The organism is Campylobacter sp. FU_497 (genome assembly GCF_025772425.1).
GTDB classification, from domain to species: domain Bacteria; phylum Campylobacterota; class Campylobacteria; order Campylobacterales; family Campylobacteraceae; genus Campylobacter_D; species Campylobacter_D lari_C.
Map to the genome: position 1 here is coordinate 12,985 of NZ_JAKMSC010000007.1, position 17,915 is coordinate 30,899.

Annotated in this window: 17 protein-coding genes and 1 tRNA gene; 17 read left to right on the forward strand and 1 reads right to left on the reverse strand. The window is 30.1% G+C overall.

Annotated elements, in window-relative coordinates:
* Position 1: 1 nt before the first annotated feature.
* From L8W68_RS04215 to L8W68_RS04290, 16 genes are all read left to right on the forward strand, one after another.
* Positions 2-1,102 (forward strand): glycosyltransferase, encoded by a 1,101-nt coding sequence (locus L8W68_RS04215; RefSeq protein WP_263675110.1) that lies wholly within the window; start codon positions 2-4, stop codon positions 1,100-1,102.
* Position 1,103: 1 nt separating this feature from the next.
* On the forward strand, positions 1,104-3,242 hold the full coding sequence (locus L8W68_RS04220; protein ID WP_263675111.1) for an STT3 domain-containing protein: 2,139 nt from the start codon (positions 1,104-1,106) through the stop codon (positions 3,240-3,242).
* Complete coding sequence (gene pglA / locus L8W68_RS04225) at positions 3,239-4,366, forward strand: N,N'-diacetylbacillosaminyl-diphospho-undecaprenol alpha-1,3-N-acetylgalactosaminyltransferase (RefSeq protein ID WP_263675113.1); 1,128 nt, start codon at positions 3,239-3,241, stop codon at positions 4,364-4,366. The genes L8W68_RS04220 and pglA overlap by 4 nt, the downstream gene beginning before the upstream one ends.
* Positions 4,359-4,961 (forward strand): undecaprenyl phosphate N,N'-diacetylbacillosamine 1-phosphate transferase, encoded by a 603-nt coding sequence (gene pglC / locus L8W68_RS04230; RefSeq protein ID WP_087685512.1) that lies wholly within the window; start codon positions 4,359-4,361, stop codon positions 4,959-4,961. Before pglA ends, pglC begins: the two co-directional genes overlap by 8 nt.
* Positions 4,948-5,544, forward strand: coding sequence for a UDP-N-acetylbacillosamine N-acetyltransferase (pglD, locus tag L8W68_RS04235; RefSeq protein ID WP_263675114.1), 597 nt, complete (start codon positions 4,948-4,950; stop codon positions 5,542-5,544). Before pglC ends, pglD begins: the two co-directional genes overlap by 14 nt.
* Positions 5,541-6,701, forward strand: a complete 1,161-nt coding sequence (pglE, locus tag L8W68_RS04240) for a UDP-N-acetylbacillosamine transaminase (protein WP_039628859.1) — start codon at positions 5,541-5,543, stop codon at positions 6,699-6,701. The genes pglD and pglE overlap by 4 nt, the downstream gene beginning before the upstream one ends.
* Position 6,702: 1 nt before the next feature.
* Positions 6,703-8,466 (forward strand): UDP-N-acetylglucosamine 4,6-dehydratase (configuration-retaining), encoded by a 1,764-nt coding sequence (pglF, locus tag L8W68_RS04245; protein WP_263675116.1) that lies wholly within the window; start codon positions 6,703-6,705, stop codon positions 8,464-8,466.
* A gap of 111 nt (positions 8,467-8,577) precedes the next feature.
* The gene (locus tag L8W68_RS04250; protein ID WP_039619063.1) at positions 8,578-8,955 is read left to right on the forward strand and encodes a chemotaxis response regulator CheY; all 378 of its coding nucleotides are present in this window, start codon (positions 8,578-8,580) and stop codon (positions 8,953-8,955) included.
* Positions 8,956-8,967: 12 nt separating this feature from the next.
* On the forward strand, positions 8,968-9,804 hold the full coding sequence (locus tag L8W68_RS04255) for a 50S ribosomal protein L11 methyltransferase (protein WP_263675117.1): 837 nt from the start codon (positions 8,968-8,970) through the stop codon (positions 9,802-9,804).
* Complete coding sequence (gene ftsH / locus L8W68_RS04260; protein WP_263675118.1) at positions 9,804-11,726, forward strand: ATP-dependent zinc metalloprotease FtsH; 1,923 nt, start codon at positions 9,804-9,806, stop codon at positions 11,724-11,726. The genes L8W68_RS04255 and ftsH overlap by 1 nt, the downstream gene beginning before the upstream one ends.
* On the forward strand, positions 11,726-12,343 hold the full coding sequence (locus L8W68_RS04265; protein ID WP_087699227.1) for a phosphatidylserine decarboxylase: 618 nt from the start codon (positions 11,726-11,728) through the stop codon (positions 12,341-12,343). Before ftsH ends, L8W68_RS04265 begins: the two co-directional genes overlap by 1 nt.
* Positions 12,340-13,050 (forward strand): CDP-diacylglycerol--serine O-phosphatidyltransferase, encoded by a 711-nt coding sequence (gene pssA, locus L8W68_RS04270; protein WP_173787723.1) that lies wholly within the window; start codon positions 12,340-12,342, stop codon positions 13,048-13,050. The genes L8W68_RS04265 and pssA overlap by 4 nt, the downstream gene beginning before the upstream one ends.
* 63 nt (positions 13,051-13,113) lie before the next feature.
* Complete coding sequence (locus L8W68_RS04275; RefSeq protein ID WP_263675119.1) at positions 13,114-13,668, forward strand: PepSY-associated TM helix domain-containing protein; 555 nt, start codon at positions 13,114-13,116, stop codon at positions 13,666-13,668.
* A 49-nt stretch (positions 13,669-13,717) separates the two neighbouring features.
* Positions 13,718-13,807 (forward strand) — tRNA-Ser (locus L8W68_RS04280).
* A gap of 84 nt (positions 13,808-13,891) precedes the next feature.
* A complete protein-coding gene (locus L8W68_RS04285) occupies positions 13,892-15,361 on the forward strand; it encodes a DNA methylase (protein WP_263675120.1) in 1,470 nt (489 codons plus the stop codon).
* Positions 15,354-15,548 carry a hypothetical protein gene (locus L8W68_RS04290; RefSeq protein WP_087690067.1) on the forward strand — a complete coding sequence of 65 codons (195 nt, stop codon included), beginning with the start codon at positions 15,354-15,356 and terminating at the stop codon, positions 15,546-15,548. Before L8W68_RS04285 ends, L8W68_RS04290 begins: the two co-directional genes overlap by 8 nt.
* Positions 15,549-15,566: 18 nt before the next feature.
* On the opposite strand, the gene ciaB is transcribed toward L8W68_RS04290, so the two are convergent.
* Positions 15,567-17,402, reverse strand: coding sequence for an invasion protein CiaB (ciaB, locus tag L8W68_RS04295; RefSeq protein ID WP_263675121.1), 1,836 nt, complete (start codon positions 17,400-17,402; stop codon positions 15,567-15,569).
* Positions 17,403-17,466: 64 nt separating this feature from the next.
* Here ciaB and L8W68_RS04300 point away from each other — a divergent pair, with 64 nt between their 5' ends.
* A complete protein-coding gene (locus L8W68_RS04300; protein ID WP_039619080.1) occupies positions 17,467-17,871 on the forward strand; it encodes an acyl-CoA thioesterase in 405 nt (134 codons plus the stop codon).
* Positions 17,872-17,915: the final 44 nt, after the last annotated feature.

The following is a 17,915-nucleotide window of genomic DNA, read 5'->3' on the forward strand; positions in this document are numbered from 1 at the left end:
CATGAAAAAACTAGCAATTTTTATTTATTCTTTAGGAAGTGGTGGTGCTGAAAGAGTTGTATCTACGCTATTACCTGTGTTAAATTTAAAATATGAAGTACATTTGATTTTAATGAATGATAAAATATCATATGATATTCCTGAGGTCAATATCCACTATCTTGAAAAATCAAATCCAAGCGAAAGTAATTTAGCTAAATTTTTAAAACTACCCTTGCTAGCTATGAAATACAAAAAGCTTTGCGAAGATTTAAAAATCAATTTACAATTTGTATTATTAAATAGACCTAATTATATTGCGTTAATGGCAAAATCCCTAGGACTTAAATCAACCCTTATTATCAATGAATGTACTACTCCAAGTGTGATTTATAAACATAATAATCTAAATTCTTTTATCAATAAATTTCTTATTAAAAAACTTTACAATAACGCAGATTTAATCTTAGCAAATTCTATAGGAAATAAAGAAGATTTAATACAAAATTTCAATATAGAAGCAAAAAAATGTGATATTTTATACAATGCCATAGACTTAGAAAACATTATAGAAAAATCTAAAGAAGAAATAGACTTTAAAGATCCTTTTATATTAAGTGTTGGTAGACTTGATCATGGTAAAAATCATGCTATGCTTATAAGAGCTTATGCAAAAGTTAAAACTGATTTAAAATTAGTCATTTTAGGCGAGGGTATTTTAAAAGATGAGCTTTTAGCTTTAATAGAAACTTTAAATTTAAAAGATAAAGTCTTTTTACTAGGTTTTGATAAAAATCCTTATAAATACATGAGCAAATGTGACTTTTTTGCTTTTGCTTCAAGTTTTGAAGGCTTTTCCAATGTTTTAATCGAATGCCTAGCTTGTAATACTGCCGTGCTTTGCACTGATCATAAAAGTGGTGCAAGGGAGCTATTTTTAAATGATGAGTTTGGACTTTTGGTAAAAGTAGATGATGAAAAAGCCATGCAAGAAGGCTTAGAAAAAATGTGCAATGATGAAGCATTAAAAGCTTCATATAGACAAAAGGCTTTTTTGCGTGCAAAAGAATTTGATAAAATTAGCATAGCAAAGCAATTATTTGAATTTTTCAACAAGGCATAAAATGAAACTGCAACAAAATTTCACTGATAATAATTCTATAAAATATACCTGTATTTTAATCCTTATAGCCTTTGCTTTTAGTGTTTTATGTAGATTATACTGGGTAGCTTGGGCAAGTGAGTTTTATGAGTTTTTCTTTAATGATCAACTTATGATTACTACTAATGATGGCTATGCGTTTGCAGAAGGTGCAAGGGATATGATAGCAGGTTTTCATCAACCTAATGACTTGTCTTATTTTGGAAGCTCACTTTCTACTTTGACTTACTGGCTTTATAGTATTTTGCCTTTTAGCTTTGAAAGTATTATTTTATATATGAGTACTTTTTTTGCTTCTTTAATTGTTGTGCCTATTATATTAATCGCAAGAGAGTATAAACTCACTACTTATGGCTTTATAGCAGCCTTACTTGGAAGCATTGCAAATAGTTATTATAACCGCACTATGAGTGGGTATTATGATACAGATATGCTAGTATTAGTTTTACCAATGCTTATTTTGCTTACCTTTATACGCTTAACTATCAATAAAGACATTTTCACCCTACTTTTGAGTCCGGTTTTCATCATGATTTATTTGTGGTGGTATCCATCAAGTTATTCTTTAAATTTTGCCATGATAGGACTTTTTGGACTTTATACTTTAGTATTTCATAGAAAAGAAAAGATTTTTTATCTAGCTATTGCTTTGATGATCATAGCTTTAAGTATGCTAGCATGGCAATATAAACTTGCTTTGATTGTATTATTATTTGCTATTTTTGCTTTTAAAGAAGAAAAAATTAATTTTTATATGATTTGGGCTTTGATTTTTATTAGCATTTTGATTTTACATTTAAGTGGTGGTTTAGATCCTGTTTTATATCAAATTAAATTTTATGTTTTTAAAGCCTCTGATGTGCAAAATTTAAAAGATGCTGCCTTTATGTATTTTAATGTCAATGAAACCATTATGGAAGTAAATACTATCGATCCTGAAGTATTTATGCAAAGAATTAGCTCTAGTGTTTTAGTATTTATCCTTTCTTTTATAGGTTTTATCTTACTTTGTAAAGATCATAAAAGCATGCTTTTAGCTCTACCTATGCTTGCACTAGGTTTTATGGCTTTAAGAGCTGGACTTAGATTTACTATTTATGCAGTTCCTGTGATGGCTTTGGGTTTTGGGTATTTTTTATATGCATTTTTTAATTTTTTAGAAAAAAAACAAATCAAACTGAGTCTAAGAAATAAAAATATCTTACTCATACTCATTACATTTTTTAGTATAAGCCCTGCTTTGGTGCATATTTATTATTATAAATCCTCTACTGTTTTTACTTCCTATGAAGCTAGCATTTTAAATGATTTAAAAAATAAAGCTCAAAGAGAAGATTATGTCGTTGCTTGGTGGGATTATGGTTATCCAATACGCTATTATAGCGATGTAAAAACCTTAATCGATGGTGGAAAACACCTAGGAAAAGATAATTTTTTCTCATCTTTTGTCTTAAGCAAAGAACAAATTCCAGCAGCTAATATGGCAAGACTTAGTGTAGAATACACTGAAAAATCTTTCAAAGAAAACTATCCTGATGTTTTAAAAGCTATGGTTAAAGATTATAATCAAACAAGTGCTAAAGATTTTTTAGAAAGTTTAAATGATAAAAATTTTAAATTTGATACGAATAAAACTAGAGATGTATATATTTACATGCCTTATAGAATGTTGCGTATTATGCCTGTGGTAGCACAATTTGCAAATACAAATCCTGACAATGGAGAGCAAGAAAAAAGTTTATTTTTCTCCCAAGCTAATGCCATAGCTCAAGATAAAACTACAGGTTCTGTTATGCTTGATAATGGGGTAGAAATTATTAATGATTTTAGAGCCTTAAAAGTAGAAGGTGCAAGCATACCTTTAAAAGCTTTTGTGGATATAGAATCCATCACTAATGGCAAATTTTATTACAATGAAATTGATTCAAAAGCTCAAATTTATTTGCTCTTTTTAAGAGAATACAAAAGCTTTGTGATTTTAGATGAAAGTCTTTATAATAGCGCTTATATACAAATGTTTTTATTAAATCAATATGATCAAGATTTATTTGAACAAGTCACTAATGATGCAAGAGCAAAAATTTATAGGCTAAAAAGATGAAAATAGGAATTTTAACCCACAGTGCAATGAGTGTGTATTATTTTCGTCTTGCACTCATTAGGGCTTTAGAAAAAAATAATCATGAAGTTATAATCATCACTCCAAAAGATGATTTTGCTATTAAATTACAAGAGCTAGGCTATAAGGTTTGCTTTTATGATTTAGCTAGATCAAGTGTTAATCCTTTGATTGTTTTTAAAAATCTACTTAGTTTAAAAAATACACTCAAAAGTTTAAATTTAGATCTTTTACAAACAAGTGCTCACAAAAGCAATACAACAGGTATCATAGCAGCTAAAATGACAGGCATTAAATATACTTTTGGTTTGGTTGAAGGCTTAGGAAGTTTTTATATAGATGATGATTTTAAAAGCAAATTAGTAAGAATGAGCATTAATTTACTTTATAAAATTTCTTTTAAACTTGCTAATGGTTTTATTTTTGTCAATGAAAGCAATGCTTTATTTATGAAAAATTTAGGCTTAAAAGAAGAAAAAATCAAAATCATCAAATCCGTAGGACTAAATTTAAAACAATTTTTACCTTTAAAAATTAGCACAGAAGAAAAACAAGCTTTTTTAAAAAAACATAACATGCCTGATAAACCTATCATTTTAATGATCTCAAGAGCGCTTTGGCATAAAGGTATTAAAGAATTTTATGAAGCAAGTCAAATTTTAAAAGATAAGGCAAATTTTGTTTTGGTAGGTGGAAGAGATGATAATAAATCTTGCGCACCATTAGAATTTTTAAACTCAAGTGATGTTTTTTATCTTGGCGCAAGAAGTGATATTGCACATTTATTAAATTTATGCGATATTTTTGTTTTACCAAGCTATAAAGAAGGTTATCCAAGAACGGTTTTAGAAGCACAAGCTTGTAAAAAAGCATGTGTGGTAAGTGATGCTGAAGGTTGCATTGAAGCAGTGGATAATGCCATAGATGGTTTAATTTGTAAATGCAAAGATAGTAAAGATTTAGCTGAAAAAATCGCAGTTTTATTAGAAGATGAAAAACTAAAAAATACTTTAGCGCAAAATGCTTTTCTTAGAGCACAAAATTATGATGAAAATATCATAGCTTTGAAATATCTTGACTTTTATAGGGGTTTTACAAATGTATAAAAATGGTTTAAAGCGTGTTTTTGACTTTTTTTTGGCTTTGATTTTGCTGATTGTTTTTTCACCCTTTATAGTGCTTATAGGTATTGTTTTAAAAATTGTTCAAGGAAGTGTGCTTTTTAAACAAGCAAGACCAGGATTAAATGAAAAAATTTTTTATATTTATAAATTTAAAACTATGAGTGATGAAACCGATGAAAATGGAGAATTACTTCCTGATGAATTACGCCTAAAGCCTTTTGGTAAGCTAGTTAGAAGCTTGAGCTTGGATGAATTACCACAACTTTTTAATGTATTAAAAGGCGATATGAGCTTCATAGGCCCAAGACCTTTACTTGTAGAATACTTACCCTTATACAATCAAGAGCAAAAAAAACGTCATGACGTAAGACCAGGCATTACAGGTTGGGCTCAGATTAATGGACGCAATGCTATTTCTTGGGAGCAAAAATTTAAATATGATGTAGAATATGTGCAAAATTGCTCTTTTTTATTTGACCTTAAAATCTTTTTTATGACCATTATTAAAGTTTTAAAAAGAAGTGGGGTTAATAAAGAAGGAGTAGCTACAACGGATAAATTCAATGGGCACAACTAAAAGTATTTATATATATGGCTCTAGTGGACATGGTTTAGTCTGTGCTGATGTAGCTAGAAATTTAGGGTATGAAAAAATTATCTTTTTGGATGATAATAAAGGCTTAAAATATCACTCCAACTTAGAAAAACACGATATGTTTATTGCTATTGGTACAAACTCTATTAGAGAAAAACTTTTCAAAAAAGCAAAAGAAGATGGATTTAGATTAGTAAATTTGATACACAAAAGTGCTATTATTAGCTCAAGTGCTTTTTTAGATGATGAGGGTATTTTGATCATGCCAAATGTCGTAGTTAATGCTAAAGCTAGCATTGCAAAAGGTGTGATTTTAAATACTGCTTGTGTGATTGAGCATGAGTGTTTTGTAGATGAGTTTAGCCATATTAGCGTTGGAGCTAAGCTAACAGGAAATGTAAAAATAGGAAAGCGTTGTTTTTTGGGAGTTAATTCAAGCGTTATTCCTTGTATGAGTTTAAATGATGATATAACTTTAGGTGCAGGAGCAGTTGTGGTTAAAAACTTAACTTCTAAAGGTATTTATACCGGAGTTCCTGCTAAGAAAATAAAGGAGGTAAAATGAGATTTTTTCTATCAGCACCACATATGAGTGGAAAAGAATTAGAATACATACACAAAGCTTTTGAAAGTAATTATATAGCACCTTTGGGCGAGTTTGTTAATGCCTTAGAACAAAGTATTAAAGATTATACAAAAAGCTCTAATGCACTTGCTCTAAATGCAGCCACTGCAGCCATTCATCTAGCTTTAAGAGTTTTGGGTATCAAAGAAGGTGATGTAGTTTTAGCTTCAAGTTTTACTTTTATTGCTTCAGTAGCGCCTATTTCTTACATGAATGCTACGCCTGTGTTTATTGATTGTGATGAAACTTATAATTTAGATGTAAATTTATTAAAAAAAGCTATCAAAGAAAGTCCTAAAAAACCAAAAGCTCTCATTTTAACACACCTTTATGGTAATGCTTCTAAAATGGATGAGATTGTCCAAATTTGTAAAGAAAATGAGATTTTTTTAATCGAAGATGCTGCTGAAGCTTTGGGAAGTTTTTACAAAAATAAAGCTTTAGGTACTTTTGGGGATTTTGGAGTATATTCTTTTAATGGTAATAAAATCATCACAACAGGTGGTGGTGGTATGCTTGTAAGTGAAAATCATGCTAATCTTGAAAAAGCAAGATTTTATAGCACTCAAGCTAGAGAAAATTGCCTTCATTATGAGCATAAAGAATACGGCTATAATTATAGAATGAGCAATATCTTAGGTGCAATCGGCACTGCTCAAATGGAAGTTTTAGAAGAAAGAGTGAGTAAAAAGCGTGAAATTTATAGCTGGTATAAAGAATTTTTAAGTGGAACTTTTACTTTTTTAGATGAGCTTGAAAATACCAAGTCAAATCGCTGGCTAAGCACTGCTTTACTTGATTTTGATTTAAATAAACTTAATACTTATGAAAAACATTGTATATGTGAAAATAAGAATGTTCAAATTCAAGATAAAATTTTAAAAATCATACAAGTTTTAAAAGATAACAAAATCGAAAGTCGCCCGCTTTGGAAACCAATGCATTTACAAGAACTTTACAAAGGCTGCGATGCTTACTTAAATGGTAATAGTGAATTTTTCTTTAGCAATGGAATTTGTCTTCCAAGCGCAACTACTATGAGTAAGGCCGATGTAGAGGAAGTTTCTACTTTAATCTTAAACACCTTAAAGGACTAAGATGGATTATAAAAGCAAACGCTTAGGATTTTTCCTAGGCGCTGATATTTTACTTTTTGTTATAAGTATTTATTTGTCTTTTTCTTTACGCTTTAGCGCAGACATCCCAAGTGAATTTTATGAAGGTATGTTTAAAAGTGCTGTGATTTTGATTTTACTTAAAATCATTTTTCTAGCTTTTTTTAAAATTTATCAAGTTGCTTGGAGATTTTTCTCACTTAATGAGGCACGTAAATTAGTTATCGCTTTAGCTTTAGCTGAACTTGTATTTTTAGCAATTTATTATTTTTATGATGATTTTTTTAATCCTTTTCCAAGAAGCGTTATAGGGATAGACTTTGTTTTATCTTGTATGCTAATTGGAAGTTTGCGTATAAGCAAAAGAATGATAGTTGATTTTAGAAAGCCAAAATATAATGAAGAACATCCTTGTATAGTAGTTGGTGCCACTTCAAAGGCTTTACATTTATTAAAAGGAGCCAAAGAAGGAAGCTTAGGGCTTTTCCCTGTAGCTGTGGTAGATGAGCGTAAAAATTTAATAGGTACTTATTGTGATAAATTTATAGTTGAAGAAAAAGAAGCTATTAGAAAATATACCGCTGAAGGTATTCATACTGCTATCATTGCTTTAAAACTTGAGCAAGAAGAACTCAAAAAGCTTTTTGATGAGCTTATTGCTTATGGGATTAATGATATAAAACTTTTTTCTTTTACACAAAATGAAGCAAGAGATATAAGCATTGAAGATTTATTAGCGCGCAAGCCAAAAGATTTAGATAATGCTTGCGTGATTGATTTTATCAAAGATAAGGTAGTTTTAGTTAGTGGGGCTGGTGGGACTATAGGAAGCGAGCTTTGTAAACAATGCATTAAATTTGGTGCAAAACATTTAATCATGCTTGATCATAGTGAGTATAATTTATATAAAATCAATGAAGAATTAAGCTTGCATAAAGAAAAAATCGAGCCTATTATGATGAGTATATTAGACAAAGAGGCTCTAGAAAAACTTTTACAAGAAAAAAACATAGATTTGATTTTGCATGCAGCAGCTTATAAACACGTGCCTTTGTGTGAGCAAAATCCACACTCAGCTATTTTAAATAATATCATAGGTACTAAAAATTTAATCGATCTTGCAAAAACTTACAAGGTTGCTAAATTTGTTATGATAAGCACTGATAAAGCTGTAAGACCAACTAATATCATGGGTTGTACAAAAAGAATTTGTGAGCTTTATGCGCTAAGTTCAAGTTGTGAAAATTTTGAAGTAGCTTGTGTACGTTTTGGTAATGTTTTAGGTTCAAGTGGAAGCGTTATACCTAAATTTAAAGCTCAAATTGCAGCTAATGAGCCACTTACTCTTACTCATCCTGATATAGTGCGTTATTTTATGCTAGTAGATGAGGCTGTGCAACTTGTTTTACAAGCTGCGGCTATTGCAAAAGGCGGAGAATTATTTGTACTTGATATGGGTGAGCCTGTTAAAATCATGGATTTAGCTAAAAAAATGCTTTTGCTTTCTAATAAAAAATTAGAAATTAAAATCACCGGACTTAGAAAAGGTGAAAAACTTTATGAAGAACTTTTAATCCATGAAGATGATTTAAAAACTCAATATGAAAGTATTTTTGTTACCACTAGCGAAATTAAAGATTTGAAAATTTTAAATCAAGAAATAGAAAAATTACTCCAAAGCACAGATCCTGCAAAAGTTTTAAAGGAAATTGTGCCTGAGTTTAATCATAACAAAAATGGAGAGTGATTAAATTCTAATTTTATTTTAAAATGGTATAATATATACTTTTAATTGATTAATAAAAATAAAAACGATACAATTACACTTATGTAATTACATCGAAATAAAGGAAAAAAAGTGAAGTTATTAGTAGTTGATGATAGTTCTACCATGAGAAGAATAATCAAAAACACTCTTGTAAGATTAGGTCATAAAGATGTTTTAGAAGCTGAACATGGAGTTGAAGCTTGGGATTTACTTTCACAAAATGATGATATTAAAATTTTAATTACCGACTGGAATATGCCTGAAATGAATGGCTTAGAATTAGTAAAAAAAGTGAGAGCAGAAGAAAAATATGCTGATATGCCTATTATCATGGTAACTACAGAAGGTGGTAAGGCAGAAGTTATTACAGCCTTAAAAGCAGGTGTAAATAACTATATCGTAAAACCTTTTACACCTCAAGTATTAAAAGAAAAACTTGAAGATGTTTTAGGAACAAACGAAGGCTAATTATAAGTTTTTATGCAAACACATTATTACGAACTTTTTTTTCAAACAGACAAGGAATATTTAGATTTATTCCTTGATCTTATTTTTTCTCTAGATATAGACGCCATAGAAGAAAAAAACGATGGCATTTATATACGATCAGAAGAAGATATAGAACTCATTCAAATAGCCTTACAAAATTTTCATCAAAAATTATGTGAAAAATTTAACACTAAGATTTATTTTCATTCTACTTTAGAAAAAAAAGAAAATAAAAACTGGATAGAAGAGTATAAAAAAGGCATACAAGCTTTAACTATTGACAATATTCACATTCATACCACTTGGCAAAAACCTATGCAAGATAAAATCAATATCATTATAGATCCTGCCCTAGCTTTTGGCTCAGGACATCACGAAAGTACTTATACTTGCATAGAATTTTTACAAAAATACACAGATGATTCCAAATTTTGTTTAGATGTAGGCTGTGGAAGTGGGATTTTAAGTATCATCATGGCAAAGCTTGGAGCTAAAGTACAAGCTTGCGATACAGATGAACTAGCCATAGTTGCAAGCAAGGAAAATGCAAAATTAAACCAAGTTAACTTTGACGATATTTGGGTAGGTTCTATTAATAAAAGCTTACATAAATATGATATAGTTGTAGCAAATATCATTGCTGATATTTTAATCATACTAGAAAAAGATCTTAAAGAAAAAACCAAAGAAGGTGGAATTTTAATCTTATCTGGTATTTTAAACAAATATGAAGAAAGAATTAAAGATAAATTCAAAGATTTAACTTTGTTAGAATGCAAACACAAAGGAGAGTGGTTGAGTTTAGCTTACAAAAAGGAAATAAAATAATGAATAAAAAACCAAACGAACCAAAAGATAATCCAAGCAATAATAGCTTTTTTAATAAAAATCCTATTTTTATTTTCGCTATTTTTGCCATTGTGATGATTCTTTTATTTAAAGGATTTTCAGATGATGGTAGCATGGGTATTATGGGTGGAGAAAATACCAAAAAAGTTACTTATTCTGAATTAAAAACTTTAATTGAAAACAATCAAATTGCCCAAGTTAATATAGGCCAAACTACCATAAAAGCAGTGTCTAAAGCAGGAAATATGGTATATATTACTAAAAAAGTTCCAAATGATGCTACTTTTGTGCCTTTACTTGATTCAAAAGGCGTTTCTTATGGAGCTTTTAATGAAAGTAATTGGTTTATAGATATCTTGCTTTCTTGGGTTTTACCGGTATTTATTTTCTTTGGTATATGGATGTTTTTAGCCTCTCGTATGCAAAAAAATATGGGCGGATCCATACTTGGTATAGGAAGCTCTAAAAAACTTGTAAATTCAGAAAAACCAAAAGTTAAATTCAATGATGTTGCAGGTGTTGAGGAAGCAAAAGAAGAAGTTAAAGAAATAGTTGATTTTCTAAAATATCCTGAAAGATATATCAATCTTGGGGCAAAAATTCCAAAAGGACTTTTGCTTGTAGGTCCTCCAGGTACAGGTAAAACTTTACTTGCAAAAGCAGTAGCGGGCGAAGCTGATGTACCATTTTTTAGCGTCTCAGGTTCATCTTTTATAGAAATGTTTGTGGGTGTTGGTGCTAGTAGGGTTAGAGATTTATTTGAAAATGCTAAAAAAGAAGCTCCAGCTATTGTATTTATAGATGAAATCGATGCTATAGGTAAATCACGTGCCGCAAGTGGCATGATGGGTGGAAACGATGAAAGAGAGCAAACTTTAAATCAACTTCTAGCAGAAATGGATGGCTTTGGTACTGAAAGCTCACCAGTAATCGTACTAGCAGCGACAAACCGTCCTGAAGTACTTGATGCAGCATTACTTAGACCGGGACGTTTTGATAGACAAGTTTTAGTAGATAAGCCTGATTTTAAAGGCAGATGTGATATTTTAAAAGTTCATATGAAAGATGTTAAAATTTCGCCTGAAGTAAAAGTAGAAGATATTGCAAGATTAACAGCAGGACTTGCGGGTGCTGATTTAGCAAATATCATTAACGAAGCAGCTTTACTTGCAGGTAGGGATTCTAAAAAACATGTAGAACAAAAAGACTTAGTTGAAGCGGTAGAAAGAGCCATAGCAGGACTTGAGAAAAAATCACGTAGAATTAATGATAAAGAGAAAAAAATCGTAACTTATCATGAATGTGGCCATGCCTTAATCGCTGAAACCACAAAAGGTGTCAAAAAAGTAAGTAAAGTTTCTGTTATACCGCGCGGTTTAGCAGCTTTAGGATATACACTCAATACTCCTGAAGAAAATAAATTTTTAATGCAAAAACACGAGCTTTTAGCTGAAGTTGATGTACTTTTAGGTGGGCGTGCAGCTGAAGAAATTTTCATTAAAGAAATTTCAACTGGTGCAAGCAATGACCTTGAACGCGCAACTGATATCATAAAAGCTATGATTTCTATGTATGGTATGAGTGAAATCGCAGGTTTAATGGTGCTTGAAAAACAAAGAAATACATTCTTAAGTGGCGGACAAACTATCAAAGATTATTCTGATAAAATGGCTCAAGATTTAGATGAGTATGTGAAGAAAACCTTAGATGAACGCTACGCGGGTGTAAAAGAAATTTTAAAAACTTATAGCGGTGCTATAGAAGTAATGGTACAAGCACTCTATGAAGAAGAAACTATTGATGGTGCTAAAGTAAGAGAGATTATTAAAAATTATGAAGAAGAAAATAATCTTCCAACGCGCTTAGAAGAAAAAGAGCAAGAAGCTACTAAGGATAACTAATGAAAACAAATTTTATTGCAAAGGCAGGCTGGAATTTACTCATAGTTCTAGCTATAGTTTTTGCAATAGCTCAATTTATATGGGGATTTTCTTGGCTTTTATGGTGTATTTTTATACTTTTTGCTTGTCTTTTTAGAACTAGTAAAATCGATTATATAGCAGATCCAAATACTATCATAGCTCCCATAGAAGGAAAAATAAAAAGCATTAAAACAAGCTCATATAAAGAGCTTGGCGAATGTATAGAAGTGCAAATTATAAACAATATCATTCATCAAGGCAACATCATAGCTCCACTTGATATGGATATAGAAGAAACTAGACTAAGACACGGACTTTTTTTATGTCCATTTATGAAAAATACAAATTTAATGGGTGAAAGAATGCTATTTTTAGCACGCTCCAAAGGCAAACAATGGGCATTACGCATCATTTTTGGCGCTTTAAATAGAAAAGCTCATATTGATGATTTTGGTCATCATTTAAACCATGGACAAAATATAGGTTTTATGTTTGATGGTAGTGTGAGTTTATTGCTTCCAAAAGATACTAGAATTTGCGTAAATGAAAATGACAAAGTACGCATTGGTGCATTGATAGGGTATTTAAATCCATGAATTTTAAACTAATTTATATTTTACCTAATCTTTTTACAGCTGCTTCAATATTTTTGGGCATTATTTCAGTGATTGCTTCTATTAATCAAAATTTTGATAAAGCATTAATTTATATCATTTTATCATTAATTTGTGATGGTTTAGATGGACGCGTTGCAAGAGCTACAAATTCAACTTCTAAATTTGGAGTTGAGTTTGACTCACTAGCAGATCTAATAGCCTTTGGCGTAGCACCTGCTATGCTTTTTTATATGAGCATAGGTTATGAATATGGTCGTTTTGGCTCCTTAATAGCAGGTTTATTTGTAGTTTTTGGTGCCATACGCTTAGCAAGATTTAATGTTACCACAGGTACTTATGAACCTTCAGTTTTTATAGGACTTCCTATACCAACAGCAGCAGTTGTAAGCGCTTTATGGGTAAGTGCTTATTTATATTATGATTTTTTGCGTGATTTTTCTTTGATGATAGTATGCATTCAAATGCTTTTAGCTTTTTTAATGGTAAGCAATATAAGATATCCAAGCTTTAAAAAAATCGATTTAAAACGCGCAAATGTTTTAAAAGTGTTAATCCTTTTAGTAATCTTATTTTCAATGCTTTATTTGTATTTTTTAGAAAGTGCGTTAATCGTCGCAAGTTTATATGTACTTTATGGAATCATTCGAAGCTTTTTTACCCTAGCCCGTAAATTTAAAAAAGATTAAATTTTATTTTCACTTCATTTTTTAATAATATACTTTTCATTATTTTTAAAAAAGGAGTTAAAAATGAATAAAAACAAATTATTCAGACAAATTCACATTTACATTAGCTTATTTTTCTTGCCACTAGCATTTTTATATGCTGTTACTGGTTTTGCCTATATAGCTGGTTTTGATGGAGAAAGTGGAGCTAAAATTCAAAGTCAAAAAGTTCAAGCCATTATCCAAGAAGGTGCCGAAGCTGAATTTTTAATTGATTTTTTAAAGAAAAATAACTTAAAACTTCCTTCATCTTTAGAACCAAAACTTAACAAAAAAGGTGATGGTATAGAGCTTGGCACTATAAGCTATACTGTAAGTATTATTAAAATAGATGAAAACAATTATGAAATCATCACAAAAGAAAGAAGTTTACTTGGAAATATGATTTTGCTTCATAAAGATAAAGGTATGTGGTATTTTTCTGTGCTTGGACTAGCTTTTGCACTTGCTATGATAATCCTTTATATTTCAGGACTTTTAATCACTATCATAGCTATACGTAAAGACAGAGGTAAACAAATCGCAGTTTTAGGTGCTGGTTTTGTTATAACTTTAATCATAGCTTATCTTAGTGTATAAATTTAAGGTATATCTTATAAACAATAAGATATACTTTCCCTTTTAATATGGACAGATGGGTGAGTGGCTGAAACCACACCCCTGCTAAGGGTGCAGATCTTAACGGGTCTCGAGGGTTCAAATCCCTCTCTGTCCGCCACCTTATAAAATTCATTTCCTTTCATCTATTTTAATAATTTTTACTGTTATAATTATAATAAATTAAAGGCAAGCTTCACATACTATGAAAATTTATGCTTCTATTGATTTGAAATCTTTTTACGCTTCAGCTGAATGTGTTTTAAGAAATCTAGATCCTTTAACAACTAATCTCATTGTAGCAGATGAATCAAGAACAGATAAAACCATCATACTAGCAGTTTCGCCTGCGCTGAAAACTTACAATATACCCGGCAGACTAAGGCTTTTTGAGTTTAAACAAAAAATCCACTCAATCAATCAAGAAAGATTAAAACAAGCTCAAAAACACCGCTTTCAAGCTAAAAGTTTTGATACATTAGAACTTGAAAATGATTTAAATTTAGAACTAGATTACATCATCGCTAAACCTAGAATGGCAACTTATATAGAATTTAGCACAAAAATATACAGCATTTATTTAAAGTATTTTGATGCAAAAGATATCCATATATACTCTATTGATGAAGTTTTTATCGATCTTAGTTCTTATCTTGAAAAATACAAACTATCAGCTTATGAGTTACTTACTAAGGTTTTACTTGATATTTTACATACAAGTAAAATCACCGCAACAGCAGGCATAGGCACAAATTTATACTTAGCTAAAATTGCCATGGATATACTTGCTAAAAGACAACAAGTAGATGAAAATGGCTTGCTTATAGCCTTTTTAGATGAAAAATTATACAGATATAAATTATGGCAGCATAAACCTTTAAAAGATTTTTGGCGTATAGGTAAAGGCATTGCCTTAAAACTTGCAAATTTAAACATTCATACTATGGGAGATCTTGCAAGATTTTCTTTAAAACACGAAGCTTTGCTTTATAAACACTTTGGTGTTAATGCTGAATTATTAATCGATCATGCATGGGGTATTGAAACTTGCACGATGAAAGATATTAAAAACTACAAATCACAAAATCACTCTAAAGTCATGGCTAAGGTTTTACCCTTTGCATATGATAGCACTCAAGCAATGAAAGTTTTAAAAGAACTTGTGGATTATTTAGTGCTTGAACTTATACAAAATAACCTTAAAACAAACCATATCACACTAGATATACAATATGATAAAAGCAATTTAGAAAATTCAAGTTTTTTGGGTTCTTACAAAGGAGCTATTACTAAAGATAATTATGGAAGAACTATACCTAAAAATGCTCATGGAAGTATAAATTTAGAAAATTTTACCCATTCTTTAAAAATCATCAATAAAAAATCCTTGGAACTTTTTTGCAAAATCAGCGATAAAAACTTAAGCATTAGAAAAATCAGTCTAAGTTTAAATAATATCACAGATAAAGCACAAGAAAATTTCCAAGAATTAAATTTATTTAGTGATTTTAATGCAATTTTGCAAGAAAAAAATCAACTTGAAAAAGAAGAAAAGCTCCAAAAAGCAAGACTTCAAATCATACAAAAATTTGGTAAAAAAGCTATTTTAAAAGCTTCAAGCTTAGATAATGAAACTAAAGAAATTACTTCTTTAATAGGAGGTCATAATGCATGATGAGTATAAAGATATAATAGATAAAAAATATCAAAAATCAAAACAATTCCCGCCAATGCCAAGAGAAAAAAGAGCGGCGCAATTTGCTCCATTTTCAGTGCTAAATGGCTTTAGCAAAGCTATTTTAAAAACGCAAAAAGATATGGAAAAAGCATTAGAAAATAGCAAATATCAAGAAGAAAGCTAAGTTCTTCTTGGTAAAATTTTATTTTACATTAGAGTATTTTTCAAACTCTCCACTTTCATCAATTTCATTACCATAAAGTTTGTGTAATTCATAGTAGTATTTTACAAATTCCTTACACTCTTCATCAAGTGGTAAAAACACCTCATCTTCTAAAACACAAAACTCATCTAAATAATTTTTAGCATCTTCTTTTAACATATAATGTCTTGCTAACTTATAATAATTTTGCATAAACACAGCTTTAAAGGCTTCATAAGCCTCCTCATCAAATTTAATGTTTAATTTCTCATTTGCAAAAGATAACACCCCTGATTTAAACAACAATGATAAATGAATCAAACCTTCTGTATAATAAGGCTTAACCTCATCTACTCTTTGCCAGGCAATCAATCCTATAGCCCTTTTAATAAGCTCATAAAACACAGGAAGCTTTAAGTCATCTTCTTCATGCAAAAAGAAATTTACAAGCCCACCCGCAGTAGCTTTAAACTCTTCTATATTTTTAAACACACCACTTTCATTCATTTTCTTTTCGCTATCATTTGCCACAAAGAAAATATGCCCAAACTCATGACCTATGGTAGAAACTTCATAAATTCTTTTCCATAATTTTTCATTGTAAAATAAAATTTCTCTACCATAATCTAAAAATTCTTTTTCAAATACCATAGAAGAAAGCTTCATAAAAGGCTTGGTTTTAGCATTTTCATAAACATAATTTAAAAAAGCAAAGATCTTTTTTCCTGCTATATTGCTTACATACTCATCATTTGGCACTACTTGAGCAGAAAAAAGCCCCTTAAGCTCTGCTCCATAAAAAATCATAGGCATACAAATATAAAGCTGAGTTTTTTCAAGATTAAAATTCACTTCATCAAACAAAGCTTTATCTTCTTCATCTAAATTCGCATACACCATTGCAAAGCTTTCTTTGATTTTATCTTTAAACTCACTCGCATTAAAATCACTCACATCTTCTAAGCGTATATCCCACTCAAGTGCTACTGCATGCGTATAAGAGTCTTCATAGTACTCTAAAGGATGGCCAATTTGTAATGGGCATTTTACTTCCATCCACGCAAGCTCTGCTTCTTGCCATTTTTTAACCACTTCATTATTATCTTTTTCACAAAAAGCAAATTTTAATTTTTCTATATAGTCAATATAAGCATTTTTTTCATCATCTAACGCACAATTTCTTAGTTTTTCTAAAAGTTTATCAAACTCATATTCAAGCTTTAAAACTTCATTTTCAAAAGCTTTTGCATAAGGTAAAAATCTCCAAAGTGTTCCTATTTTAACTAAAGCCCCATAGCTTCTTTCACAAATTTCGCCATCTTGATTAAGCTGATAAAGCTCATTTTGTTTTAAAAACTCCAAAGCATCACTTAAATTTGGAAATTGTTCTTTTAAAATTTTATTATTTGTATCTAAAATTTGCTTACTCCAAACAAGCTCAAAAGAATTCATAACTACACCTATATTATGCACACCTTGAACTAAAGCCAAATAAAACTCATCAAGTAAATTTTTACTCTTAATCTCATCGATTAAATCTTGGTGTTCTACTTCATAAAAGGCTCTTACTAAAGAAAAAACTTTATATTTTATTTGAGAAATTTCTTCTTCATTTAAACCTTTTTTCTCAAGCTCTTGGACTAAATTTTCCTCTTTTAAATCTACCAAACGACGCAACATTGCCAAAACATTGCTTTTTTCATTTTCAAGATTAGCTAGTTCTAAAGCTCTATCTATCAAAGGATGGTTTTGATTAGTTTGAAGTATATTATAAAGACTATTGATATTTTGTTTCCTATTTTTCACAATTTTTGCTATTTGCTTAAAATCATTCATTTTTTACCTTTCTTTATTTTTAAAACTTAATTATAATGTTTTTTTTAAAACACAAGGAGAATGTATGAAAGATATGGGAGAACCTAAGCTAAGAGTTATAGCTATGCCAAGCAATACAAACCCTGCTGGTAATATCTTTGGTGGTTGGATCATGTCACAAATTGATCTAGCTGGAGCCATTGCCGCAAGAGAACTTTCCCCACAAAGAGTTGTCACAGTTGCGGTAGATAAAATCATTTTTAAAGAGCCAATTTTCGTAGGTGATTTGGTATCTTGCTATGCAAAAATAATCAAAGCAGGTAATACTTCTATCACCGTAGAAGTAGAAGTAGTTACTCAAAGAGCTAATGAATATGGCCGTGTGTATTGTATGCATGTAACTTCAGCTGTAGTAACTTATGTGAGCGTAGATAAAGATGGAAATAAATTTCCTATTGATGCGGATTTAAAAAGATTACACGGCTTTTAATATGTTTTATTGTATTTTTAAAAAAATTTTTATATCATCACAAA